The following is a 26,367-nucleotide window of genomic DNA, read 5'->3' on the forward strand; positions in this document are numbered from 1 at the left end:
CGATTCATTTATTCCGTGTTAATCTATGAAATCTGTGGGAGCTATTCCGGTATTTCTCTAACTTGCCGGCTTCGCTATGCGCATTAGCAAACGGTTTATCAAAAGCTCGCTTATCTATACCCTGGCAGGCATGCTGCCCATGGCGAGCGCTATTATTCTGCTGCCGGTTTACACCACGCAGCTCAGTACTGCCGACTATGGAGCGCTCTCCATTTACCTGGCGTTCTCACTGTTCATCCAGATACTTACCACCTATAGCTTTGATACTTCGCTGTACATTCATTTTCATGAATTTAAGCACGACCAGGAGAAGCTGTCATCTTTCATAAGCTCGGCTTTTGTGCTCATGCTCATGATTGGCGGGGGGGTAGGACTGCTCTCGCTGGCGCTGGGCGATCTTACCTTTAGCAAGTTCTTTACCGATAAGAATATTTCCTTTTTTCCATACGGTATACTGGCTGCGGTTACCGGTATCTTTCAGGCACTTCTCAAAGTATATAACAACCTGTTGCAGAGCCGTGAGAAGCCGGAAGAATTTTTCTGGACCAACCTGCTGTCGTTCCTGTTTATTGCCGGACTCACTATTGTGGGATTGCAGCTATATCCCAATTCACTGATCGGTCCGCTGGGAGGGCGCATGGTGGTGGCTATACTTGCAGGCACCTGGGTGCTGTCGAGAGTGTTTTCGGAGTTTGGTATCCATTTTAACCTTACGCTTCTGCGTTCTTCGTTCCAGTTCAACCTGTATGCATTTATTTACCAGTTGCAGCAATGGGTGATCAATTATTTCGATCGTTTTATTATGCTGTTCTTCATGCCACTCAGCGATGTGGGTATATATGATGTGGGCGTAAAGTGTATGTCGGTGATCGAATTTATACTCAACGGTCTTCACAGTTCCTTCTATCCGAAAGTGGTAAGTGCAGTAGCAGCTCAAAAAGAAAAAGGAACATCGCTGGAGATCAATCGATACTACCACGGGTTTACATCGGTAGTCATGATCCTGATCTGCCTGTGTATAGTTGTGTTTCCCTGGGTGATTGATATGTTTGCACATAACCCCGACTATAAGCGCGCCATCCAGTATTTGCCCTATATCGCGCTGGTATTTATTATTCGCCCCATGCGTTTGTTCTTTGGTATACCGTATGGCGCACTGAAATATACCAAGCCGCTGCCAGTGATTTACTTTGTTATTTCAGCAGTAAAGATCCTATGCATGGTGCTGTTGCTGAACAGGCTGGGAATTTATGCGGTGGTGCTGGGCTCAGTGCTGAGCGCCAGTGTAGAAGTGTTGTTGCTTCGCTACCAGGCAAAGGAGAAATTTCAGTTTCGGTTTAATCTTTTTAAAATTGTATTGGCACCGCTGGTGCTGTTTGCGCTGATCGCCGTGCTGGAGCCTTTGATGGGGAAACAGCAACCGCTGACTACCCATGCACTATATTTGGTATCGTGCGTGGCACTTCTCTTCTGGGTATACCGGCAGGAAGTCCGGCTCATCGATCCGAGAAATTTTATCAAGTAAATTCAGACGTCATTATACTTTAGAAACATCATTATGCTACGTTCCGGTATTACCCAGTTGTTCCGTTCTCTCAATGCCAATTTGTTATACCCGTTGCCGTGGCTTGTTGAAAAATTTTTGAAAGTAATGCTGGTGATCTCTGAGCGTTCTTATCGTTCGTGGATGAAGCAACCGCATGAAGCAGAACAGATCGTTGTTCGGAATATCGACAAGGATATTATTATGAAAGTAGATACCTCCAAAGCAATGGGTGCTGCCTTCTATTGGATGGGTTTTCATGAATTGAATGAGTGGAGATTCCTGAACCGCTTCCTTAAATCCGATATGGTATTTATTGATATCGGTGCAAACCAGGGGGAGTTCAGTTTGTTTGCCGCGAAGCGCCTCACACAAGGGCGTGTGCTCGCCTTCGAGCCGGTGGATTTCTTTTACGATCTGCTGCAGGAAAATATAGGCTACAATCACTTCAAGAACATTGAAACTTTTCACTACGGTTTATCCAATGAAGTAAAGCAGTTGCCGATCTACATGGGACAAACCGGTGCAGGTGAACACGAAGGATTAGCTACTATATTTCAAAGCGACCAGCGGGCACGGTTCATTCAGAATATTGAGCTGAAGATACTGGATGAGCAACTACCCGCACTGGCATTGCAGCGCATAGATTTTATGAAGATTGATGTGGAAGGTGCGGAGATGCTGGTGTTGAAAGGTGCATTGAAAACCATAGAGCGCTTCAAGCCACTTATTATGCTTGAAATAAACGAGGCAACTTACCAGGCTGCCGGCTATACGGTTCCTGATGTTATACAATTCTTCTCCGATCTTGGCTATACTTTGTACATTATGACCAAGAGTGGAACACTGAAGCCGGTTAGCAGTACGCCTGCATTTTGCAATGCAGTATTTGTGCCGAAGGGTAAATAATTTTTGCTAGCATGAAGATTCTGATGATCACACCCTGGTATCCTGATAAAGAGAGCCCTAATTCAGGCGCCTTCATCAGAAGTCAGGCGGAGACGTTAAGCAAGGATCATGACGTTGTGGTTATTGCTGCAAAAGTAAATTACAGGAAGTTCGGGCTGTATACCTATCATCACGAAACATCACAGTACGGTAAGGTAACAGAGCATCGGCTGACGATATATAAATCGCTCCCGGTATACAACCAGTTGAACGCGTGGTTTATTATGCTCCGGTATTCACGCAAGGTAGCGCGCGAATTTAAGCCTGATGTGATCCATGCTTCTATTGGATACCCCGGTGCGTATTGGGGGTATTTGTTGAAGCGGTATACCGGGGCCCCCTATATATTGCAGGAGCACACCCGTGTAAAAAATAACTTTCGCAGCTACTTCCACAGGCAACTCACACTGGCCGGACTTCGAAAGGCAGATGCCCTTGTGGCAGTAGGAACGCGACTGGCCACAGAGCTAAAATCATTACTTCACCGCGATATTAATGTTATACCGAATGTAGTAGAGGTAGAGCGATACCGATACGATCATCGACCACAAACAACAGTTATGCAGATCGGTTTTCTGGGAGGCATGAATACAGCCGTAAAAGGGCTGGATATTTTGCTGCAAGCTATAGCTGGCATACAGAAAGATTTCGTTTTGCATATAGGGGGTACAGGTTCTAAAGAAGAAGAATACAAAGCGCAAGCCGAGCAACTGGGTATAGCCTCGAAATGTAAATTCTACGGCTTCATCCCTTATAATGATATACCGCAATGGATGGAACAATTGCATTTCTTTGTATGCTCCAGCCGCTATGAAACATTTTGTGTAGCACTTGTAGAAGCGATGGCTTCCGGGGTACCCGTAGTATCTACATGCTGCGGAGGGCCGGAAGATTTTGTAAACGAAGGGAACGGACTGCTGGTGGAGAATGAAAATATAGCTGCCTTGCGCGAAGGCATCCGCCATATGATGCAGACGCACCAGCAATACAATCCGCAAGCGATCGCTATATATGCCAGCGATAACTTCTCCCGACAAAGTTTCCTGACGCGTATTGAAAAACTATACCACGAGGTTATTGAGCGCGCGAAAAGATAAATGCTATTTGTGATGCAGGTTGCCTTGTTACGATAGGTGGATTGGCATTGTGTCAGGTTGCATAACCAATGCGGCGCCCTGTGCAGACCCGAGCGGCATGTTCGATATCTCCAATGGGTATTCAGGGAGGTAAAAGCGCAGCAAGGCTATAAATAACGCATTGTCGATAAACCCGCCATCAATATATAGTTTCTTTATCCCTGATTTTCCGGCTGCCAGTTTGATAGACGCAACCTGCAAGTGTGTAAGTCCCCAGATAACATGGTGATAGGCTTCCTCAAATGATGAATAGGCATCCGGTTGCCAGCGATTTGCTGTAAATACATCGGCTACCAGCGTTGGATTGCCGATTGTAGCTGGGTAAAATGCAGGCTCTATTGCGCCACTTCTGATCTTCTGCAAGAAAGTTTCATCCGGTTTTACCTGTTTGTAATACTTGGCTTCTTTATGGTATATTTCATTCAACAGGAGGAGATGATGATCAAGTTCATGACCCAGGAATAGCCGCGATGCTTTTACAGGTTTGCCCTGAATGGTGAGATAGTTTAAACAATCGCGATCCAGTTCCTGGCAGGTAAGCTGTTCTGTTGTAAAAGGATTCAGCGTAATGCTCCAGGTACCCGTGGAGAGTAACATAAACGGCTCATCGGTACGCATCATGTAAGCTGCCAGGGCAGAGGAGCTATCATGTATACCCACGCCCACTGCTACGGTATGTCCATGCATTGGTATTTCGAATGCTTTTGTTGTCGGTACCATTTCAGGGAAAAGATGTTCAAGTTTTTCCTGCTGTATCCATGCGTGATACGTATCCCGGGTATAATCCCAGAGCTTGGTATGGCACCCGATGGAGGTAGGTTCGCTTACCCGTTTACCGGTAAATAAATACGAGAGATACTGCGGAAAGTGCAAGGTATATCTGATCTTCTTGAATATCTCTGGTTTATTTTGCTTTAACCAATATAGCTGCAGTCCTGCGTTTAGCATACCAAGCGATGGTGATGCCGTTGTCAGGTTATGATCATGCTGAGGATAGCGTGAATAGAATTCTTCCAGCAGGGCAGGTGGAAAAGGTTTGAGGTAATTATAGAGAGGCGTTACCGGTTTGCCCTCTGCATCGAGGTGTACCAGCGTGGCACCGTAGGTTGAGAAATTAAGACGCTTGAGTTGATACTGATCGGAAGAAAGTATACCATCAACCGTTTCCCGAATCCATCGTGACAATGCTTCCAGATCGTCACATTCAAACCCGTCATCGTCTGTGATCGAAGGGAACTTGCTATAGTCATGATAGAGCTCCTGTAAATTCTCATCGAACAAAAAGAACTTCTTGTTGGTCTTGCCGATATCAAATATAGCAGTAACAGGTATAGTCATGATCAAAGTCCTGAGGAAACCGTTTTAAGTCCGCGCTCCTGGATCAGTTGCCTGCGAACATTCAGACTGCGAAAAAGTGACAGGGGATGCAACGCTGCGCCTGTGCGTTTTCGGGCTTCCGCTAGGAGCGGGCGCACATCCGTGCGATACGCGTTTTGCAGTATTTCCTGTGCCAGGGTAGCATCGTTGTTTTCGCGGGCTGCTTCCAGCTCTTCCTTGTTTACAAGCAACGCCTGTGTATAGGCGAGCCTGATGGCTTCAACTGATTGTAGCAAATCTTCCAGCGGGTCTTTTACATTGTGGCTGGCATCAATCATCCAGGCGGGCATTGGGTTAATGGATGCCGGATCTTCCATGCCATATACCAGTTCGTTAAATATCAGGAAGAGCTGATACGGTTTTATACTGCCCACTGTCAGATCATCATCGCCATACTTGGAATCATTAAAGTGGAAGCCTCCTAATTTTCCTTCCATCATTAGTGTAGCTACAATTTGCTCGATGTTCGTGTTGGGGAGGTGGTGTCCGAGATCAACCAGGCAGTAAGCTTTTTTACCGAGCTTCGTAGCAAGCAGGTGAGAGGTGCCCCAGTCCTGAATAACTGTAGAGTAAAAACAAGGTTCGTAGGGTTTATACTCGATGAACATCTGCCAGTCATCCGGCAAGCTGCTATAGATCTCCTGTAGCGATTCCAGTGTTCGCTGAAAAGCCTTTCGAAAGTTTTGCTGTCCGGGAAAACTGGTTCCATCCGACAGCCATACGGTGAGTGCTTTTGAACCAAGCGCTTTGCCATAGCGAATCACTTCGAGGTTATGATCAATTGCCTGTTTGCGTATCGCTTTATCGGTATGCGAGAGCGAACCATATTTATAGGATTGCTCCTGCTCCGGTTGATCCTGGAAAGTATTGGAGTTCACGGCATCAAATACAAGATCGTACTCATGCGCCAGGGCTTTGATCGCTTCAGCATCCTTCGGTATATCCCACGGTATATGCAGGGATATAGCGCCACTCGAACGATTGATAGCATGCAGTAAACCTACATCGGCAATCTTTTCTTCGAGCGTGCGCGGTTCACCGCCACCCGGGAAACGCGCGAAACGTGTGCCACCAGTACCCAACGCCCAACTGGGTATAGCAATCTGCAAAGCTGCAATCCTGGAAACGATGCGGTCAACATCATGTCCATCTTGTGCAAGCTGATTAGCCACAAAGTTGAACGATGCCTCATGCTTCGCTGCCAGCTTCTTATTATGATCGTTGATGAGTTGCTTATCCAGTTTCATGCATTAAGATGTTAATAGGTAACGAAGTATATATCAGCGAACAAATGCTGCTGCCACGCCACCATCTACGTTAATAATATTGCCTGTACTTTTGCTGAGGTGGCCACCTACCAATGCAAATACACCGTTCGCTATATCTTCCGTAGTGATGATCTCGTTGAGAATGGTGCGCTTTGCGTAGAAGGCCGGTAACTCTGCCACGGTAACACCATACGCTTTTGCGCGACCGGCCGCCCATTCGCCTTCCCAGATCTTGCTGCCTTCGATCACGGCATCGGGGTTCACTACGTTTACGCGTATTTTTTCCTTGCCAAGCTCTGCTGCCAGCAAGCGACTCATGTGTGTCTGCGCTGCTTTGGCAGTGCCGTATCCTATATTGTTTGGGCCTGCTACCAGTGCATTTTTACTGGCTATATTTACAATGTCGCCTCCTGTATTTTGAGCGCGTAGTATTTCAACACCTTCCTGTGAAACGGTGAATTGGCCTTTCACGATTACATCGTTCAACAGATCCCAATCCTGCTCGGTGGTTTGTTCCAGCGGTTTGGAAATAGCAAGGCCTGCACAGTTCACAATAATATCAACTCCGCCAAAGTCGAGGCTTACTTTTTCATACGCACGCTGAACGGACTCAGCCTTTGTTACGTCTGCTACAGCACCGGAGGCCACATCGCGACCAAATTCTTGGGAAGCCTGCTGCAATGATTTTTCGTTGATATCGGTAAGAAACACGCATGCACCCTCACTGGATAATTTCTTTGCAATGGCGAGCCCTATACCACCACCGCCACCGGTGATGAATGCGATCTTCCGCGAAAGCGGTTTCTCCTTCGGCATGCGTTGAAGTTTGGCTTCTTCGAGTAGCCAATACTCAATGTCGAAAGCTTCCTGTAACGGCAAAGCTACATATTCAGAAATGGCTTCTGCACCCTTCATTACGTTAATCGCGTTGATATAAAATTCGCTGGCCACACGTGTGGTTTGCTTGTCTTTCGAGAATGAGAACATGCCTATGCCAGGCCACAGTATAATTACCGGGTTTGGGTCGCGCACCGGCGGACTGTTCTGATGTTTATGATCGTTGTAATATTTTGTATAGTACTTTCTATACTCGTTAAACTCTTTTTCCAGTATAACTTTAATGGCAGCTTTATCGCTCAGGTCTTGATGAGCCGGTATAGGCAACACCAGCGGTTTTATTTTGGTGCGCAGAAAATGATCCGGGCAACTGGTGCCGAGCGGTGCCAGCCGGTCCAGATCGTTACTATTAATAAATTCCAGCACACGATCGTCATCGGTAAAATGTCCTACCATGCGGGCATAACCGGAGGCTAATCCACGCAGCACGGGCGCAAGCCTGGCTGCCTGTTTAAGGCGGTCTTCCTGGGGAAGTGATTCTATTTTCTTTCCGCCAAATACCGGTCTTTTCTTGCCATAATTTTCCTGCAGATACGCTGAAGCTTTGTTGATCACGTCAAGACTGTTCTGATAACATTCGTATGAAGTGTCGCCCCAGGTAAACAACCCATGTCCACCCAGCATGATGCCTCGTATACCGGGATTATCGCGCAGTGCTTTATCCAATTTTAATGCAAGATCAAACCCGGGACGCTGCCACGGTACCCACGCAATTTGTCCGGTAAATAACTCGCGCGTGATCTGCTCACCATCCTTTGAAGCCGCTATAGCAATAGCCGCATCAGGGTGAAGATGGTCTATATGTTTAAAGGGTAAAAACGCGTGCAGCGGTGTATCGATGGAAGGGGCTTTCGAATTGAGGTCGTAAATACAATGGTTGAACAGCTCTACCATCTCATCTTCATACTGAAGCCCACGGTATATATTCTTCAGAGCGAGGAGGCGTTCCATGTATAGTGCAGCCAATCCACTTCTGGTAAGTGTGCCTATATCTCCGCCAGAACCTTTCACCCACATGATCTCAGTGTCCTTCCGGGTGAGCGGATCTTTTTCAACCGTCTTGCAACTGGTATTGCCGCCACCATAATTGGTAATACGAAGGTCGGAACCCAACAGGTTGGAGCGATAGATCAGCAGCGCTACTTCGTCACCTTTCAGGGCCGCTTCTTTATTTTTATCCCAACGGCTATCAACATGTTTAAATGTCTTTTCAAGAATTTCCATAGTATACTCAATAATTTAAGGGTCTGAGTATCTCAAAGCTATCGGTGATGAATGGCATGCCTGTCCTGCTGTGTGCTGGAGATGGCTGCCAGCTGCAGGAATAAAATCCAGTTACGCAAAAATGCACAAAGACGATACAGATTCTACAGGAACTAGCGGTCAGTAGCCAGCAGCTAAATTGAGTTTCTATGCACAAACTGAAACACATTCTTCACCAGCTCTTTTTTCTTCTTCAGGATCATATAGGCAGCGGTTTCGCCCATTACCTTGAAATCTGTGGAGATAACGGTGATGCCGAGCAGGTCCTTCAGGGGTGTGTCGTTGTAAGAGATCACTCCTATATCTTTGCCCAGCGTTAATTTTCGGTCGCGCACCTGCTTGATGAGATTTACCAGGTCGTTCTCCTCTATAATGATATAGGCGTCCTTCGGTTGTAACTCCATATCATTATATACTTCATTCAATATCTCAAAGTCGAAGTCGAAATCAGAACAGAACTTCTGGAATCCCTGCTGAATTTCGATCGGGTAGGGATACATCGTGTTGCATGGATATACCAGTATCAGCTTGCGATAATGCCGCAGGATATCCATGCCTTCGTGCAGCGAATCATATATATCCATTTTGAAATCCTGGTATACCGAAGCGATGTTGCGTTTGAGCTGTGGTAAATAATTATCGAGCAGCATGAGCTTATCTTCCGGAATTTTTCGCAGCGCATCCATTACATCGTGGGTAATGTTTTGGTGAACCATGTGCTGATCTTTGAAATGTGGCATCACCACATAGTAATCGTATCGTCCAAGGTTCTCGTTGAGTGTGTTGAGAAACAATTTCGGATCACAATGATATACATTAAGATCAACATGAGCCTGTGTGCCGAGGCCTTTGACAAAGGCATTATAAATACCGAGCTTATAGGAGCTCAGTTTGTTCATAAGAAAAAGCACACCGAGCTTCGATGGCAGCACAGTGCGCGCTACATAGTAGCCTTTACCTTTTGCCGATACAATAATCTGCTTTTCTTTAAGAAGATTATAGGCCTTCTCAACCGTATCACGCGAGAGGTAATATTCTTCACTGATCTCGTTGATGGAAGGAATGCGTTGCCCCACAGTGAGTAATCCTTTCTCGATGTCTTCTATTATAGAGTTGACGATCTGGTGATACTTGGGGATTCGGGATTCACTGTCGATCCGTATCGGATGCACCTGTTCAATTTCCTGTGTTCTCATAAGGATTTCCGTTGACTGGCTAATCAAAGTTTAAAAATTACAATCGTTTTTCCCAACATTTCAAACGGTATAGTACAGGACAGTGCTGATTCTTCAGCCCCATTGTGCTATGAAATTACAAATCGATTACTCATCTGTCATGAAATCAATATCTTATGAATGATTTTTGGCGTTTTCGCAGCGGGATGTCACACACATTAACTCGCGAGATGGAGCTCAGTGCCACCATCAGCACTGAGAAACCATGACGACCGATGAACAAAAGTGTGAAGCTATAGCACGTTGATCTGCTCCACTGGTGGATGGAGTCTGACCCATCCGGGTATGCGCCCGTGGCTCGCTTCAATTTTATGTAAAGAATAATTCCTTCCGGCATACGCATTGTCGCCCGTGTCCGTTTAAAAGCAGGTATAAAAATTTTATTTCGACATTATTGTATATGAAAAGTATATTATTGATTGTACTCGCTGGCCTGCTGTATATACAGGGTGATAGTCAAAAGCCGGTGCTCTACCTGGTTGGGGACTCTACTGTAAAAAATGGAAGTGGTAAAGGCGGTGATGGCCTGTGGGGCTGGGGTGATTTTCTGTACAATGAATTTGATACTACGCGCATCAGTATAAAGAATCTTGCACGCGGTGGAAGAAGCAGCCGCACATTCCAGACAGAAGGGCTGTGGGATAACGTGCTGGCAAAAGTAAAGCCAGGCGATTATGTGATCATGCAGTTCGGTCATAATGATGGCGGTGCGGTGAACGATACCACACGGGCGCGTGGTTCGTTGAAAGGTACAGGAGAAGAGACGCAGGAGATCGACAATCTTTTAACACACCAGCATGAAATGGTGCACACGTATGGCTGGTATATGCGCAAATATATACGCGACACCAAAGCGAAAGGTGCTATTCCGATTGTGTGCTCGCCGGTGGCGCGTAATGTATGGAAAGATGGAAAAGTAGTGCGTGGTACCGATAGTTATGCCACCTGGGCAGCCACTATAGCGAAAGAAGAAGATGCTGTCTATATCGACCTCAATGACCTGGTGGCTTCACGTTATGAACAGCTTGGGCCGGAAGAAGTTGCCTCTAAATTATTTCTGCAAGATCATACGCATACTACCGAGGCCGGTGCGCGGATAAATGCTTCACTCGTAGCGAATGCTATACGCAATACCAAAAAACTTCCGCTGCGGAAATTTCTGAAAAATCAATAAGATGATACGTCATTCTATACTTGTATTACTCTTCACTATAAATATTCTGACACCGGTTACTGCGCAACGCTATATGGAGAAGATAGACCGGGGTGTTGTAGCCGTGCGACAGGATACCAAAAAGGTATTTATCAGTTGGAGATTGCTGGGTACCGATCCTGAAAATGTTGCATTCAATATATACCGCACAAGTGGCAAGGGAACGGCTCAGAAGCTGAATAGCAAACCCATTGGCGATGTAACATTCTTTGTTGATGAATCAGCGGATATAGCACAAACTTGTTCGTGGACTGTGCGACCTGTTATTGAAGGGAGAGAGCAGCAAGCTGATCGGGCGGTAACATTACAGGCCAATGAACAACCCCAACCATACCTCTCGGTACCAATGAAAACACCTGCCGGTTATACTCCCAACGATGCCTCTGCCGGTGACCTGGATGGTGATGGTATATATGACCTGGTGGTGCACATGACGGGCCGTGCGCATGATAACTCACACAAGGGGCCGACTGATCCACCTATACTTCAGGGCTATAAACTGGATGGCACGCTGCTGTGGGAGATTAACCTGGGGGTGAACATTCGTGAAGGAGCACACTATACGCAGTTCATGGTCTACGATCTGGATGGTGATGGTCGCGCCGAGATTGCTTGTAAAACTGCCGATGGAACAAAGGATGGCAAAGGTAAAGTTATAGGCAATGCATCTGCAAATTATGTTAACGGCGATGGGTATATATTAAAAGGCCCGGAGTATTTCACAATCTTTAACGGCCTTACCGGAGAGGCGCTGGCTACTACAGATTATATACCGGCCCGCCACCCGCAAACGAGTAATCCTACACCTGACCAGTTGAAAGCCGTGTGGGGCGATGGTTATGGTAATCGTGTAGATCGGTTTCTTGCCTGTATCGCTTATCTCGATGGTCAACACCCGAGTGTTGTGATGACGCGTGGATACTATACCCGCACAGTGCTGGCTGCCTGGAACTGGCGCAACGGTAAACTGAGCCATGTATGGACATTCGATAGTGATGCTACAGAAGCCAGCCGAATATACAGCGGACAAGGCAATCACAACCTCAGCGTAGGGGATGTGGATAATGATGGTAAAGACGAGATTATCTACGGTGCCTGCGTGATCGATGACAACGGCACGGGCCTATATTCTACCGGACTTGGTCATGGCGATGCATTGCATTTCTCCGATCTTGATCCTGACCGCCCAGGGTTGGAAGTATTCGATATACAGGAGCGCTTTGATGATGCCGGTGCACATTTTCGGGATGCACGCACGGGAGAGATTCTCTGGAAGAAACCTTCGGTAAAAGCAGGTAAAGATGGCGAAGGTCCTGGCCGTGGAAATTCGTTCGATATTGACCCGCGCTACAGGGGGCATGAAAGCTGGGTACAGGGTGCAGGCATTACCGGCTTATTCAATGCCAAAGGAGAGAAGATCGCTGATAACGCTCCGGCCGCCTGCAACTTTGGTGTGTGGTGGGATGGCGACCTGCTGCGGGAAATACTTGATCAGAATATAATTTCCAAGTGGGACTGGCAGGCGAGTGAATTAAAGCCAATGCTCACGGCAACGGAGTGCACATCGAACAACGGCACCAAAGCTACACCAGTACTGAGTGCTGATATATTGGGCGACTGGCGCGAAGAAGTAATCTGGCGCACCAGCGATAATACAGCGCTTCACATTTATACTACCACCATCCCCACGACCTATAGATTTACCACGCCGATGCACGACCCGGTATATCGCCTCGGTATAGCGTGGCAGAATGTAGGTTATAATCAGCCACCGCATGTAGGCTACTATTTTGGTGAAGGAATGCTCAAGCCACCACCACGCATACAGATCAGGGTTCACTAATAAATCACTAATAGGGGATTAAAACCTGTGATTTCTGGAAAATAATTTTTTATAATAAGGCTATGCATTTCGATGGGAGCCATCGCAGTAGGGATGTGTTTTGGTTTGCTTGCACATGCACAGCCATGCTTTACGCTTCACGGAAACGGTAAATTTCTTGGGTTCTATTCCTGTTCCCTGATGAGATATATCATCACAAAAAGGTTGTGTGCCGGACTTGCCGCACTTGCACCACGAATATACTTTTCCAGGCTCAAGCTCAAATTCTACGGGTTCTTTGGCGGGTATAGATGCGCGGTTTTCCATTTCTGATTTTATTTTGATTGATAGAGTATATAGGATGGTCTTAATTGAATTGCAAAGATGAAGCAGAATCGAAATCAGCGGAAACCAGTTCTTTAATAATGCGTGCTGTTTCAGAATGATTCTCATGCGCTACATGAACGACACGTGCATGCGGAAGGCTTTGTTGCAGCTGGTTCTGATGTTCTGCAGAGTGAATGTTTATTACTATCTTCCGGGTAACAACGTCCTGAATTCGCTCGCAGATCGCGGCTTCTTCTTCCTGTGGAACTGCCGGTATAATTACATCTGCTTCCCACGATGCTTCGTGAGCGCAGTCCATTGCTTCAACATCGGCTTCCGCACAGTGTTGTTTGATCTCCTCTTCCAATGCTTTCGCTTTTTGAAAGTCGCGCTCAAATAACAGGATACGATGCGAAGTACACAACGCAGCAGCGATCGTTTTCCCGATTGTTTCTGTGCCCAGAATGGCTATAGTTTTTTTCGTTGGCATATCCTGTCAGGTTATAGATACAAAACTATGGATACATGGGAATCCATCCATTGAGCATAAACAAGAAATAGTGTTGACAAAAATCAACGACTGATAATTTTAGCTGTGAAACTATACCGGTGTGTTACTTATTTTTTGCCATCTGCTTCCGCGTGCGGCTCAGCGTTTCGGGAGTGAGACCCAGATAGGAGGCGATCATGTGCTGGGGTACGCGTTCAACAATATGCGGATAGGTTTTGATGAGTTTGGTATATTTTTCTTCGGTCGACAAACTTATCAGGTCTGTGATCCTTCGTTGCAGCGCGATGTACGCATTCTGTATTTGAAAATACGAGAACTGTAAAAAGGAAGGTATCTGCTGCATAAGCTCCTGGCGTGAAGCCTGACTCATGAGGATGAGCTCAGAATCTTCGAGTGCATCAATGGTATAGGTGGCAGGTTCGCCCGTAATAAAGCTATAGAGATCAGAGATCATCCAGCCTTCCAGCGCAAATTGTACAATGTGTTCGTTATCTTTTTCATCAACCGTGTAGGCACGCAAGGCACCTTTGGTAACGAACGCTGCATACTTGCAAACTTCACCTTCCTGCAACAGGTACTGTCTTCTCCTGAGCTTTTTTGGAATGAGATGGCTCTTGATTAGCTCTTTCTCGGCATCTGTCAGCGAGATACGATCTTCAAGCTTTTTGAAAAACAGGTCGAACATGCAAAACGAATTTATGGAATCTATGCAACATAAAATTACTGCAATCAATTTCATAATTCATTTTTTTATTTTCTGTCGGAATGAAATAGTGGGAAGGTGATTTCTTTTCTGAAATACGCTAAACACGAATAATATGAAGGAACCCGGCAAGTCCCTTCACGGTAAGGATTTATACTTACTTTATATAAATGCATTATTGTTGCCGCGATTGAAGATACTTCAACAGCCAGGCCGGTCTGTCGGTCTGGATTATGTTGGCGCCCTTGTTCACCAGCCATCCATAACTGCCGGCCGGGTCGGCTACTGCACGCTCGTCATCGTGGTTAGCGTTCAGGTTTCCCCACAGGGCATTGATCCACACGCGAGAGCCACGTTGCTTGATAGTTTCGAGCCGCGTAAGTACGTTGGAAGTGTCGCTGGCAAAGACTAATTCAACCGCTACCGGTTTGAGATTCTTCTGATAATCATCCAATATTTTATTGGCCAATGGCACATCCAGATTTATGATGGGCATAAAGTATATTTTGGAGAGATAGCCTTTCAGATCGCGCCTCACTTCTTCCACCGTTTTATTATATCCTTTCAGAATAACGTGATCAACGGTGCCGGTAGCTTTCAGTATACGGTAAGCCTCAGGAAAATATTCGTAACACTTGTCGAGATTTACCATAATACGACCTTTCGCTTCGAGCATGGCTTCCTTTAGAGTAGGAATCTTGTGTAGTGTAGCATGCCCCAATCCATCGCGAAGGAAAAATGTTTTTAAGGAATCGAGTATCCAGTCCGATACCTTTCCTTTGCCGGTGGTGGTGCGATCAATCGTCTTATCGTGCATCAATACAAGCTCACCATCTTTTGTTTTCTGAATATCGATCTCCACTACATCTACGCCCAGTGCAATGCAATTCCGGATGGCTTGCAAAGAATTTTCCGGGGCATTGCGCCAGTCACCGCGATGCGATACTACGATCACATCTTTACCATTGGGATTTGACAGACGTTTTTGTATAGCCTGAACCGTTTGCCCGGAAACATGATCAGGCTGCGCGCTGGCGCAGCCTGAAAATATCAGCAAGGAAGCAATTGTGCTCAGTAAAAAATATAGGTTCTTACTGTATAACTTCATGTATGTTCTTTATTTTGAAAGTGAATATAGTTTGTTTTGGATTGTAATCGTGGCCGTACTTGAATCAAAGCGAACTATAGTGCATGCACAGTTTGTTTACGGGTTAGTAGTTATCGTTTTGATCCAGAACATCAGAGCCTACAATGTCGATCTGTTTTTGTGGTATAGGGTATAGATACTGATAGGGGTGTATAGTATATCCAACAGTAGCCATAGCATTGATGGCCTGGCCGGTGCGCACCAGGTCGAACCAGCGGTCGCATTCCAATGCAAGTTCAAGCCGTCTCTCAGTCCACACTGCCTTCCGGAAGCTTGCCTGGTCGGGCAGATCGGCAGAAGTATAGGCTGTGAGCCCTGCACGGGTGCGTACATTGTTGAGGTACGTAAATGCCAGCCCGTTGGCATCATAGCTTTGGCTGTTCAGTACCTCGGCCATCATCAGCAACACATCGGCGTAACGCAGCACCGGGAAGTCGGTACCTTGCCGGTTGGAGATGGGTGTTTCGTATAGCTTCAGCGGACACTTATTGGAACCACTGCCTTGCAGCGCCATCAGGTCTTTACGTTTATCCGTAGGGGAGTAAGCGGCTGTGATTGCCGAGAGATCAGTATCCGAGTCACCGGAGTTATACCAGTTGGCATGATCAGTATTGGCGTTTCCTTTCAGATAGCGAATGGCAAAGATGATCTCCTTGTTCATTTCATTCGATATGCTGAATACATCTTTTACATTGGTGAGCAATTGAGGTATTCCGCTGCTGGTGGCCGTGGCAATTACTTGCGCCAGTATGGTTTGTGCTTCCGGATATTTACCTTCATACAGATATACTTTGCCAAGCAAAGATTTGGCAGCGATAGACGTGGCGCGCCCGAGGTCGGCAGTACTATATGTATCGGGTAATTTTTTTATAGCAGAATCCAGATCGGTTTCGATAGCCTGGTATACTGCTGCTACCGGTGAGCGTTTTATTTTTGCAGATTCTTCTATACTTACTTCCGTGAGTACGAGGGGAACTTTGCCCCACAGGCGAACAAAGTGAAAGTATGTAAGCGCGCGCAGAAAGTATGCTTCACCGAGCAATCGTGCTTTGAGGCTTGCATCCTTGAACGTAACACCATCGATGCGTCCTATTACGATATTGGCTGCATATACGGTTTGATACATCGACAGCCACGTAGCTGATAAGGTGCTGTTGGAAGGTACATCGGTAAAGGTTTCAAATTGATATAGCACGCCACCGCCGGCTCCGGGGTTGTTGTTCTTTACGTTGTCGGAACGATATTCCATCAACTGTAAATAATTGGCGCCGTATTGTCCGCTGCCGGCTACTTTAGAATAGATAGCGTTCACAGCATTCACCATGTCGTCAGAAGTTTTATAGTAGGCATCGGCCGTAGTGTTGGAAACCGGTGTGCGGTCCAGGAAATCATCTCCGCAGGAAAATAGTATTCCTGCCAACAGCATGACTGTATAGATTCTTGTTTTCATCGTGATCATTTATTTTCCGGAATACTAGAATGATATGTTGGCACCCACTGAGAATGTTTTCGATAATGGGTATGTGCCATAGTCCTCACCGCTCGAGAGCGCACTGCCAGGCCGGCTGTTGACCTCCGGGTTGTAGCCTTTAAATTTGGTAAAGGTTACCGGGTTCTGCACGGCTATATATAGCCTGGCCCGGGTCATGTGAATCGGCTCAATAAGCGCTTTTGGAAAGCTGTAGCCGATGGTCACATTGCGTACGCGCACGTAAGAACCATCTTGTATATACTGGTCGGTAGGTACTGCATTGTTTCCTTTTGCATTGCGATTGGCACGAAATGTCTGGCCATCGCCCGGATTGTCGGCAGATTGCCAGCGGTTCACTACACCCGTCATGTTGTTGAAATTTCCTTCGCTGTTGTAGATATAGCGATTGTTGAGATAGAATATTTCATTGCCCTGCACACCCTGTATTGCTACAGAAAGGTCAATATCCTTATAGCGTAACGCAGTGCTAAAACCAAATATATAGTTCGGGAAATAGTTGCCGGTAATTTTACGGTCACCGTCCAGCGAGATCACACCGTTACCATCGACATCTGCAAATTTACGATCGCCCGGTTTCGAGTTGCCGGGAAAGCCATTGGCAGCGGTAATCTCCGATGCACTGTTAAACACGCCACCGGATACCATGGTATAATAGGAGCCAATGGGTTTGCCCACTTGCGTAATGAAGTAGGTATTGCCGGTGCCGCCTGTAGCAATGATCGGGGCATTATCCGGACCGAGTGCTACTACTTTATTTCGGTTAGCGGATATGTTAAATGAGTTCTCGATCTCGAGCGCGCCAATGCTGTTGTTGGCGGTGAGTAACAGTTCTATACCTTTATTGTTCACCTTGCCTATATTTTGTAATTGTGTGGCATAACCTGAAAGGGCGGCTACCGGTACATCGAGCAACAGGTCTGATGTATTACTATTATACAGATCCAGTTCGGCGGTAAATCTGTTTTGAAATATACCAATCTCGACACCCGCATCGAGCATAGCTGTTTTTTCCCAACCCAGTTTCGGATTGCCCGCACTGCCGGGTGAGCGTCCGCTTACTACTGTGGAGGAGCTTCCGAATACATAACTACTCGTTCCAATTAACGAGTATTGCGAATAATTATTGATCTGGAAATTACCCGTGAGCCCGTAGCTGGAACGCAGCTTCAGATTACTTAACCATGATACTTGCTTCAGGAAGGGCTCTTCCGATAATCTCCATCCGGCAGATACAGATGGGAACATGCCCCATTTGTTTCCTGAACCAAATCGAGATGAACCATCTCTGCGCAATGATGCTGATAACAAATATTTACCGCGATACTCATACTGTGCACGAGCCAAATAAGAAAGCAACGACCACTCTTGTGTGGTAGATGAACCGGCACTGATAATGCCCGCGTTGTCCAACGTCTGTACATACTGGTTCGGATAATTTATACCTTCCACGGAGTTTCCTTCTTCCCGTTCCATCTGCGAGGTAAAACCGGCCAGTGCAGAAACGCTGTGATCGCCAAACACTTTATTATAGGTGAGCGTATGTTCTACAAGCCAGTTGATGAATAATTTAGAGCGCGAGAAACCAACAGGCGCCTGCGGACCTGCTATACCAGCCACTTCAACAGTTTGAGAAGGACGGAAGTAGTCGCGCTTGTAGGAGTTAATATCTGCACCTGCCGATAATTTATAAGTAAGTCCATCCATTAACTCATACGAAGCATACGTGTTCCCCAGCAGTCGTACCTGGGTCATGTTGTCGTTAATTTCATTGGCAAGCGCTACCGGATTAACAACTGTAGTCTGGCCACAGCACCAGATGTTATTGCCGAAGTTATACGAGCCATCGGCATTGTATACCGGAAATATAGGGGCGGCCGCGAGTGCATTACCGATAACTCCTTCATCATAGTAAGGGCCTTCGCTGTTCACAATGTCGTTCTTTACAACCGAAGGATTCAGATTTACGCCTACTTTCAAACGGCCGTCTTTTATCTCCATATTCGAGCGCATACCGTATTGCCTGAACCCCGAGCTGATCACCACACCATCTTGCTTCTGGTAGCTGGCCGAAAGGAAATAGCTCACATTATCTTTACCTCCGGAGATTGACAGGTTATGACTTTGCATCATCGCTGTGCGAAATATTTGATCCTGCCAGTTCGTATTTACAAGTTTACTTTTATTCTCCGGCTTCATCAGCTCGATAATACTGGCTGGTATAGCAGCACCGCTGTTGGCAACAAATCCTGCGGTAACAGAAGCATCGAGGTAGGGGAGTATCTCATAGGGAATTTGTGCAGCGGAAGGACGCGCGCTGTTCGGATCGTTTACCGATCCATTAGCGTTACCATCTATATAGGTATTGTTGTGCGCATCCCACACCAGTTGTGAATATTGATAAGCATCCATCATGTTTATCTTTTTGGCAACCTGCTGCCACCCAACGTATGTATCGTAAGCAATAGCCGGTTTGCCGGATTTACCTTTCTTCGTAGTGATGAGCACTACACCGTTGGAGCCACGCGATCCATAGATGGCAGCAGCGGATGCATCTTTTAATACTTCGATAGACTCGATGTCATTCATGTTGATAGAGCTGAGCGGATTTACCGGCTGATCAGCATACGCGCTGGCACCACTGGCGGGATTAGGGCCTGATGGTGAATTTCGGATACGCTCAGACAGTGGCACGCCATCGATCACATAAAGCGGATCATTACCGGCTGTAATAGACTTGGCACCGCGCACGCGAATGTTAATGTTGCCGCCCGGTGCACCGGTTGTTTGTGATACCTGCACACCGGCCATCTTTCCGATCATAGCCTGATCGAAACTGGTAACAGGTTGGTTTATGAGGTCTTTTGCTTTCAATGATGATACAGCAGTAGTAAGATCTTTTTTCTCTAATGCGCCATAACCGATTACTACTACTTCACCTAATGCCTGCATATCGGGTGCAAGTGCTACATCCAGCGTGGTGCGATTGCCGGATACAATTTCCTGCGATATATACCCAATGAAGGAAAATACAAGTATACTGTTAGCATCGGGTACTTCAATCGAGAAATTACCCTGGCTGTCGGTTGACGTTCCACGCGTGGTTCCCTTCACAAGTATATTTACTCCGGGCAGTGGCTCCTGCGTGGAAGCATCTACGATCTTGCCGTGAATGATCATTTGTACCGTTTCATTTACAGCACCTGCATCGCTTTTCATATTGCGGGCGTTTACCAGGATGGTATTTTCTTCCTGTTTAAAACGAAGACCGGTGCGCGATGCAATGGTATTCAGTATTTGTTCTACCGATGCTTTTTGAAACGTGAGCGTCAGCGTAACATCATTTTGTTCCAAAGCTTTATCGTAGCTGAAGTGGAAGGAAGTTTTGGCTTCAATCATTCCAAACGATTCCGTGATGGAGGCACCATTCAGGTCGAGTGATATAAAAACATCGCTCATGCGCTGGGCATTTCCTTCGTGTGCCATGGCTAAACCTGAGAAGATACATAGTATTGTCAATATCCTGAGTAATAAGCACGACATATCAAGCACTGCTTTTAGTAGTGTTTTTTTCATATTTTTGATTAGGTTGATGAACTCTATTAACCAGGAGGAACAAACCGGGGCGACCGACCAAAGTTTTACCCGCTTGTTTCTCCTTTAAGAAAAGCAGAGACACTATGTTTCTGCTTTATCTTTTTATCAGGTGGTGTTTGACATGCGTATCGTTTAAGATTAACAGCCGTCACCGCGGATCACGATCGTGCCGTTGTGTTCTTCATATTCAAAGCCAAGTATAAATTGAAGCGCATGAAGCACAGCCGGTAAAGATTGATGCGTATACTCGTACTCGCCCATCAGTTTGCAATTTCTCAGCGTATCGTTGGTAAACGTGATCTTTACATTATACCAGCGCTCTAGTATGCGTGCTACTTCTTCAAAAGTTTTATTATTCAGCACCAGTGTGCCTTCTGTCCACGCCATAGCTTCATCAGGTGCAACGGTCTCTACTGCTGAGAAACCGCGACCAGGGAAGTAGGTCGTTTGCTGTAAAGCATTTACCCGAATGGTTTGTGTTGCCGATTTTACTTGTACTTTTCCCGTGGCAACGGTCATGCGAAATGGTTCATCGCTATAGCTGCGTATGTTAAAAGAAGTGCCAAGTACTGTGGTTTGTAAATCTCCGGTAGTAATGGTAAACGGTGCATCGGTATTGGGCGTTACGTTAAAGAAGGCCTCTCCCGTAAGGGCAATGTTGCGACTGTTGTACTTGAATCGGTCGGGATAGGTGAGATGACTTTGGGCATTGAGCCATACCGTTGTGCCATCAGGTAATATCACCTTCGTGCGTTCACCGGCTTTGGTATATATTTCGGTAAGCTGTGGCGGATAAACGAGATCACGAATTGTATTCTGGAATAGCAGGAACGATGAAATAATAAGCAATAAAATTACCGCAGCCATGCGCCAGTAAAGATTCGCCTGGCTGCGAACGGGCCGTTCCTGATCAGCGATAGCAGCTTTTATATTTTCGGCGAGAAGCTTGCGATGTCCCGCACGAAGTTGTGCATCCTCCGGAATGGTATTCCACACATTTTCCAATACCGCTTTTAGGTGGACTTCGTATGCAGGATTACTAAATATACCATGGAGTATGCCAAGCTCCGCTGCTGTAATGGTGTTGTCAATATATTTTTTGATTAATGCCTCTATCGCAATGTAGCCTTCGCTGTTATGTTCCATACGCCTCTATTACGCCTGAGGCATAGGGCGGGTATTAGTCATGTGTGGTTAAGAAATTGTTAATAAAAGATTGCTGCAATGTGACGGAGCCGTTATCGGTTATCCGTTACACGTTAATCGTTATCTGAGAAAATCCAGTTGCACATAAACGCAAGCAGATATAGGGGTACACAAAGAATTTTGCTATTGTTAAATTAATGGATAACCTGTAACGAACAACCAGGCGGTTCTTAACTATTTCTTCACTTGCGCCAGAAAAGTTAGTATAATAACAAACGATACATCCGTATTCTGCTGCAAATAGCTGCGAATGTGCTTGAGGGAATTGAAGATGTGTACTTTAACGGTGTTGGAAGATATACCGAGTGTTGTGGCGATCTCTTCGTGCGACATTCCTTTTTCGCGGCTCAGCTCAAATACCAGCCGCTGTTGTTCCGGCATCTGTTCGATGGCTTGTTTACTGAGAAGTTCGAGGTCTTTATAGATGAGTTCGTCTTCGGTGCGGTTGTGCGATTGTTGTATGCGTGCTGAAATTTCTTTCTGCATAACAGCATCGCGCGCCACCTTGCGCTGAAAATCGAGAACGGAGTTAAAAGCTATTTTGAATAAAAATGCCTGGAAGGAATATTGAGGATCGAACCGCTCGCGTGCGTTCCATACTTTTATGAAAGTCTCCTGCACAATCTCATCGGCCTGATCTTTAGACTTCACCAACCGAAAGCAGTATATAAATAACCTGGCATGATAGCGCTCAAACAAATATTCAAATGCCTTTGCGTTACCTCTTTGCAGAGAAGAAAGAGCTTCCGCTTCGTCATTGAACGTGATCCGATTCATGATGTAAAGAAAAATACTTTACCATGATTTCGACTGCCAGCCGGTTTACCTTAAAGTTAAATTATCACCTAGTAGAGTATCCGTAGAAATACGGAGCGAAGCAGAGTATAGATAGCTGCGAGTTGTGAGTTACGAGCTGCGAGTATTTTGGTTGCTGGCTTCAGGCTGTCAGCTACTGGCAATATGTTTCGTGATGTTTATGTTTATACCTCGCTCGGTTATTTTTTGCGCTCAGTCAGTTGAAACACCTGACTGCACATGAAGTAACACGCGCCCTTCTCACTCACACACTGCTAGCAGCTGGAAGCTATAAGCCAGCAGCCATTTCAAACCTATTTCTCCCGCAGGCTATTCATAACCTTGTTTGCAAAAACAAAGTCATCGAGCTCTTTAATACCGGAATGGGTGATGTCGTTCTTGTTACCCTCCCAGAGGTTTTGGCCTTTGTAGATGAACATGATCTTTTCACCTATACCCATCACGGAGTTCATATCGTGAGTAACCACCACAGTGGTCATTTCGAAATCCTGGGTGATGTCCTGGATCAGGTCATCGATCAATACAGAAGTCTGCGGGTCGAGGCCGGAGTTAGGTTCATCGCAGAAGAGGTAGTTGGGATTATTGACGATAGCACGCGCAATGCCCACGCGTTTCTTCATACCACCACTTATCTCAGATGGCATTTTCTTGTTTACATTTTCAAGGCCCACGCGCTTCAAACAAAAATTAACACGCTCGATCTTTTCATCCTGTTTCATCTTGGTGAGTACATCCAGCGGGAACATTACATTTTGTTCTACATTCTTGGAGTCGAACAGCGCTCCGCCCTGGAAGAGCATACCGATCTCCCGGCGGACTTCAATTTTCAGATCGCGATCGCCTGCATAAAAGTCGCGGCCATCATAGAACACCTGTCCGTGGTCAGGTTTTGCCAGGCCTACAATACATTTCAGCAATACACTTTTACCGGTACCGCTGGCGCCAATGATCAGGTTCGGTTTTCCTTTTTCGAAAGTGCCCGTTACATCGTTCAGCACAAGTTTGTCGCCAAAGGATTTTGTTATGCTTTGTATCTTGATCATTTTCCGAGTAAGAGTTGAGCAAGTAAATAATCGGAGACCAGTACAGCGATCACGCTGCTGGTAACTGCTTTTGTACTTGATACACCCACTTCGAGTGCACCGCCCTGCGTATTATAGCCCTTGTAAGAAGAGATAGACGACACGAGGAAAGCAAATGCAACGGACTTGATAAGCGCGAAGGTCACGGTAAATTCATTGTAACCGGAACGCAACCCATATATATAGTCGTTGGGAGTAATTACGCCTGTCATGGTGCCGGCAAAATATCCGCCCACCATGGCACACACACCGGCAATGATTACCAGCATCGGGTACATCAATAGCGAAGCAATGATCTTGGGTAATACCAGGTATGAGATTGAATTGATCCCCATTACTTCCAGTGCATCGATCTGCTCGGTAATGCGCATGGTGCCGAGTCCGCTGGCCATGCTGGAGCCCACTTTACCGGCAAAGATCACCGCTATAATGGTGGGAGCGAGTTCGAGTACGATCATCTCGCGGGCTACCTGTGAAATTACATAGTCGGGAATAAGGTCACTTACCATGTTATAGGCCGTCTGCACCGTGGTTACGGCTCCCATAAATGTGGATACCAGTGCTACCAGAAAAACCGACCCGAGGCCAATGCTCACGCATTCTTCCATCACCAGGTTATAGTAGGTTTTGAACGACTCACGGTTGGTGAACAGGTGGCCCAGGAATAAAAAATACTTACCGATCTCTGTTATCATACTTGCATTTACGACAGAAGCCTCTTTAATCTCGCTAAGATAATTGAAATTAAAACATCCGCAGCATAAGGATTTTTAGCGTGCAAGTTTCAGATTTGCAGGCACATCGCAGAAGACAGGAGAAGAACCTCCGGAAGCTTCTGTTGTATACTTAAACATCTGACATCCAGCTATGAATAAACTCATTGTAGTAACCGGGGGAACCAAAGGCATTGGCCGGGCCATTGTAGAAAAATTTGCAGCGCAAGGTTTTGATATCGTTACCTGCGCACGAAATGAGAAAGACCTGGATGAATTGAAGCGCAGGATAGAGGCTGCATACACGGTGAAGGTGCGGACTCGCTGTACCGATATGGCCGATCGCGAAGAGGTAAAGAAATTTTGTTCGTTTGTTACCGGTCTTCAACAACCGGTAGATATACTGGTAAACAATGCAGGCTATTTTATACCGGGTGATATCTCCACGGAGCCGGATGGAACTTTGGAGAGCATGATTCATGCTAACTTGTATAGTGCCTATCATACTACGCGAGGTCTTGCAGGCGGCATGCGCGATCGGAAGCAAGGCTATATATTTAACATGTGTTCCATCGCCAGCATCAAGGCATATCCCAACGGAGGATCGTATGCAATCAGCAAGTTTGCACTGCTTGGATTTAGCAAGTGCCTTCGTGAAGAATTGAAGTCCTTCAACATTCGTGTTACCGCCATTATGCCGGGGGCCACGCTCACAGCCAGTTGGGAAGGTGTTGATTTGCCGGAAGAACGTTTCATGAAACCGGAAGATGTAGCTGATGCTGTATGGGGAGCCTACAGTCTTTCTGATCGTAGTGTGGTAGAGGAGATCATTATCCGCCCGCAGCTTGGCGATATTTAGTATGTATATTCTTGTAAAGAAACAGAAGCCATCGGTCGCGATGGCTTCTGTGTTTATAGATAAAGATGTTGAATGGCGCTAGTACTTGACAAATTTATAGAACCTTGAAACACCTTTCGTCTGCACCCGCAGAATGAACACGCCTTGTTTGAAGGCAGTTACATCGCACTGTGTTTTCCAGGTGGCATCCAGTGTATGAAGTTTCTGATACATAGGCTTGCCGTTAAGATCGTGAATGTCGAGGCGGATGTTTCCATCTTCCGGTAATGCAAATTCTCCCTCCTGCGAAAAATCGACCGTCAATATATCGTTCACAGGATTCGGATATATAGCATTGCTCAACCCGCTGGATGGAATTACCGGCGCTTCGCTGCGTGCGGCTGCTAATCCTGCCGGGCCAGTATAGCTTCCGCAGGTTACACCATCTACATCATATCCGTTGGATGCATTGTTAAAAGCGTTGTAGGCCGTTGGCAGACAGGTGATCGGTGTCAGTATCTTCGCGTGTCGGTCAGTCTTATCTACAATCTTGATATAGCGGCACCAGGTTAGCTTCCCCGCGAGATCAAAGGCATGATCGAGCGGTTCGTTACAGTGCTGAGATGAACCGGTAAGTCCCAGGGAAACCCACTGTGAGCTCTCCTGCGATACAAACACTTCTGCTTTCTCCGGGTGACTGGAGAAGGAAGGATCGCCATACGAAGTTTCATGTACAAAAAGGTCATTGCCCGGCTGATCCGCTACATTACTGCTAAGTTGCAGCACGATAAAACCACTATAGCCGAGTGAGAAATACCGGGGTGGTGAGTAGGGAGTATCATTGGCATCGGGTTCGCCCAGTGCCTGCGTTGCATCGCTATAGTATGCAGGCACAGGGGCTCCATCTTTCTGCAGCCCCTGGTGATAGGTAACAACACCGGAAGCCACTACACAAGCCGGTGGATTGCATAATTCTGCCGATGCACCGCGCACTATATTTTTGATTCCGGTAATGCCATCGTTCCAAGTGATCTTGATCGTATTCGGATTTATAACATTCGGAGTAGAAAACGTTGTGTAGCCCGGAGCCGCTATAAATGTTCCGTGATACCCGGGAGCATACAGCAATTCCCAATTCACTAAAACATTTACACCTTCATTTGGATTGTAGAGGCTCCAGTTGCGTACAGCGATACTATCCGCACAGAGCGGTGTAAGCACAAGCGATCTGGGTGC

Annotated in this window: 21 protein-coding genes; 6 read left to right on the forward strand and 15 right to left on the reverse strand. The window is 46.3% G+C overall.

Translation table 11 applies throughout. The features are described from left to right. The first annotated feature begins 76 nt into the window (after positions 1 to 76). Genes V7Q33_RS20155 through V7Q33_RS20165 form a run of 3 tightly spaced genes read left to right on the forward strand, consistent with a single transcriptional unit; the run spans position 77 to position 3,588 of the window. Positions 77 to 1,525: a lipopolysaccharide biosynthesis protein gene (locus tag V7Q33_RS20155; RefSeq protein ID WP_331980870.1), complete on the forward strand. Its 1,449-nt coding sequence runs from the start codon at positions 77 to 79 to the stop codon at positions 1,523 to 1,525. Between the two features lie 33 nt (positions 1,526 to 1,558). Further along, positions 1,559 to 2,452, forward strand: a complete 894-nt coding sequence (locus V7Q33_RS20160; protein ID WP_333821050.1) for an FkbM family methyltransferase — start codon at positions 1,559 to 1,561, stop codon at positions 2,450 to 2,452. 11 nt (positions 2,453 to 2,463) lie between these two features. After that, positions 2,464 to 3,588, forward strand: coding sequence for a glycosyltransferase (locus V7Q33_RS20165; RefSeq protein WP_333821051.1), 1,125 nt, complete (start codon positions 2,464 to 2,466; stop codon positions 3,586 to 3,588). A gap of 27 nt (positions 3,589 to 3,615) precedes the next feature. Here V7Q33_RS20165 and V7Q33_RS20170 read toward each other — a convergent pair whose 3' ends face one another. The 4 genes from V7Q33_RS20170 to V7Q33_RS20185 form a co-directional block, all read right to left on the reverse strand. Continuing rightward, on the reverse strand, positions 3,616 to 4,965 hold the full coding sequence (locus V7Q33_RS20170) for an FGGY-family carbohydrate kinase (protein WP_333821052.1): 1,350 nt from the start codon (positions 4,963 to 4,965) through the stop codon (positions 3,616 to 3,618). Between the two features lie 2 nt (positions 4,966 to 4,967). Then, positions 4,968 to 6,251, reverse strand: a complete 1,284-nt coding sequence (locus V7Q33_RS20175; RefSeq protein ID WP_333821053.1) for a TIM barrel protein — start codon at positions 6,249 to 6,251, stop codon at positions 4,968 to 4,970. 33 nt (positions 6,252 to 6,284) lie between these two features. Further along, the gene (locus V7Q33_RS20180; protein ID WP_333821054.1) at positions 6,285 to 8,393 is read right to left on the reverse strand and encodes a bifunctional aldolase/short-chain dehydrogenase; all 2,109 of its coding nucleotides are present in this window, start codon (positions 8,391 to 8,393) and stop codon (positions 6,285 to 6,287) included. Positions 8,394 to 8,566: 173 nt separating this feature from the next. Further along, on the reverse strand, positions 8,567 to 9,628 hold the full coding sequence (locus V7Q33_RS20185) for a GntR family transcriptional regulator (RefSeq protein ID WP_331980858.1): 1,062 nt from the start codon (positions 9,626 to 9,628) through the stop codon (positions 8,567 to 8,569). Positions 9,629 to 10,067: 439 nt separating this feature from the next. On the opposite strand from V7Q33_RS20185, the gene V7Q33_RS20190 reads away from it, so the two are divergent. Both V7Q33_RS20190 and V7Q33_RS20195 read left to right on the forward strand, forming a co-directional pair. Beyond that, positions 10,068 to 10,841, forward strand: coding sequence for a rhamnogalacturonan acetylesterase (locus V7Q33_RS20190; RefSeq protein WP_333821055.1), 774 nt, complete (start codon positions 10,068 to 10,070; stop codon positions 10,839 to 10,841). Between the two features lies 1 nt (position 10,842). Beyond that, the gene (locus V7Q33_RS20195) at positions 10,843 to 12,723 is read left to right on the forward strand and encodes a rhamnogalacturonan lyase (RefSeq protein WP_333821056.1); all 1,881 of its coding nucleotides are present in this window, start codon (positions 10,843 to 10,845) and stop codon (positions 12,721 to 12,723) included. A gap of 60 nt (positions 12,724 to 12,783) precedes the next feature. Here V7Q33_RS20195 and V7Q33_RS20200 read toward each other — a convergent pair whose 3' ends face one another. The 10 genes from V7Q33_RS20200 to V7Q33_RS20245 form a co-directional block, all read right to left on the reverse strand. Then, complete coding sequence (locus V7Q33_RS20200; RefSeq protein ID WP_331980852.1) at positions 12,784 to 13,029, reverse strand: CDGSH iron-sulfur domain-containing protein; 246 nt, start codon at positions 13,027 to 13,029, stop codon at positions 12,784 to 12,786. A 40-nt stretch (positions 13,030 to 13,069) separates the two neighbouring features. Next, on the reverse strand, positions 13,070 to 13,519 hold the full coding sequence (locus V7Q33_RS20205) for an NAD(P)-binding domain-containing protein (RefSeq protein WP_333821057.1): 450 nt from the start codon (positions 13,517 to 13,519) through the stop codon (positions 13,070 to 13,072). A gap of 124 nt (positions 13,520 to 13,643) precedes the next feature. Then, the gene (locus tag V7Q33_RS20210) at positions 13,644 to 14,225 is read right to left on the reverse strand and encodes a Crp/Fnr family transcriptional regulator (protein WP_331980848.1); all 582 of its coding nucleotides are present in this window, start codon (positions 14,223 to 14,225) and stop codon (positions 13,644 to 13,646) included. 193 nt (positions 14,226 to 14,418) lie between these two features. Next, positions 14,419 to 15,351, reverse strand: a complete 933-nt coding sequence (locus V7Q33_RS20215; RefSeq protein ID WP_333821059.1) for a glycerophosphodiester phosphodiesterase family protein — start codon at positions 15,349 to 15,351, stop codon at positions 14,419 to 14,421. Positions 15,352 to 15,454: 103 nt separating this feature from the next. Next, a complete protein-coding gene (locus tag V7Q33_RS20220) occupies positions 15,455 to 16,840 on the reverse strand; it encodes a RagB/SusD family nutrient uptake outer membrane protein (RefSeq protein ID WP_333821060.1) in 1,386 nt (461 codons plus the stop codon). Between the two features lie 24 nt (positions 16,841 to 16,864). Beyond that, complete coding sequence (locus V7Q33_RS20225) at positions 16,865 to 20,455, reverse strand: TonB-dependent receptor (RefSeq protein WP_333821061.1); 3,591 nt, start codon at positions 20,453 to 20,455, stop codon at positions 16,865 to 16,867. Between the two features lie 159 nt (positions 20,456 to 20,614). Further along, positions 20,615 to 21,622, reverse strand: a complete 1,008-nt coding sequence (locus V7Q33_RS20230; RefSeq protein ID WP_333821062.1) for a FecR family protein — start codon at positions 21,620 to 21,622, stop codon at positions 20,615 to 20,617. Between the two features lie 234 nt (positions 21,623 to 21,856). After that, on the reverse strand, positions 21,857 to 22,459 hold the full coding sequence (locus tag V7Q33_RS20235; RefSeq protein ID WP_331980839.1) for an RNA polymerase sigma factor: 603 nt from the start codon (positions 22,457 to 22,459) through the stop codon (positions 21,857 to 21,859). 332 nt (positions 22,460 to 22,791) lie between these two features. Continuing rightward, positions 22,792 to 23,541, reverse strand: a complete 750-nt coding sequence (locus tag V7Q33_RS20240) for an ABC transporter ATP-binding protein (protein ID WP_331980837.1) — start codon at positions 23,539 to 23,541, stop codon at positions 22,792 to 22,794. Continuing rightward, positions 23,538 to 24,272 (reverse strand): MlaE family ABC transporter permease, encoded by a 735-nt coding sequence (locus V7Q33_RS20245; RefSeq protein WP_331980892.1) that lies wholly within the window; start codon positions 24,270 to 24,272, stop codon positions 23,538 to 23,540. Before V7Q33_RS20245 ends, V7Q33_RS20240 begins: the two co-directional genes overlap by 4 nt. A gap of 175 nt (positions 24,273 to 24,447) precedes the next feature. Here V7Q33_RS20245 and V7Q33_RS20250 point away from each other — a divergent pair, with 175 nt between their 5' ends. Next, a complete protein-coding gene (locus V7Q33_RS20250; protein WP_331980835.1) occupies positions 24,448 to 25,152 on the forward strand; it encodes an SDR family oxidoreductase in 705 nt (234 codons plus the stop codon). 78 nt (positions 25,153 to 25,230) lie between these two features. Here V7Q33_RS20250 and V7Q33_RS20255 read toward each other — a convergent pair. Then, positions 25,231 to 26,367: T9SS type A sorting domain-containing protein (locus V7Q33_RS20255; RefSeq protein ID WP_333821063.1), on the reverse strand; the 1,137-nt coding region annotated here is incomplete at its 5' end.

Source organism: Ohtaekwangia sp. (assembly GCF_036786105.1).
GTDB lineage: Bacteria > Bacteroidota > Bacteroidia > Cytophagales > Cyclobacteriaceae > Ohtaekwangia.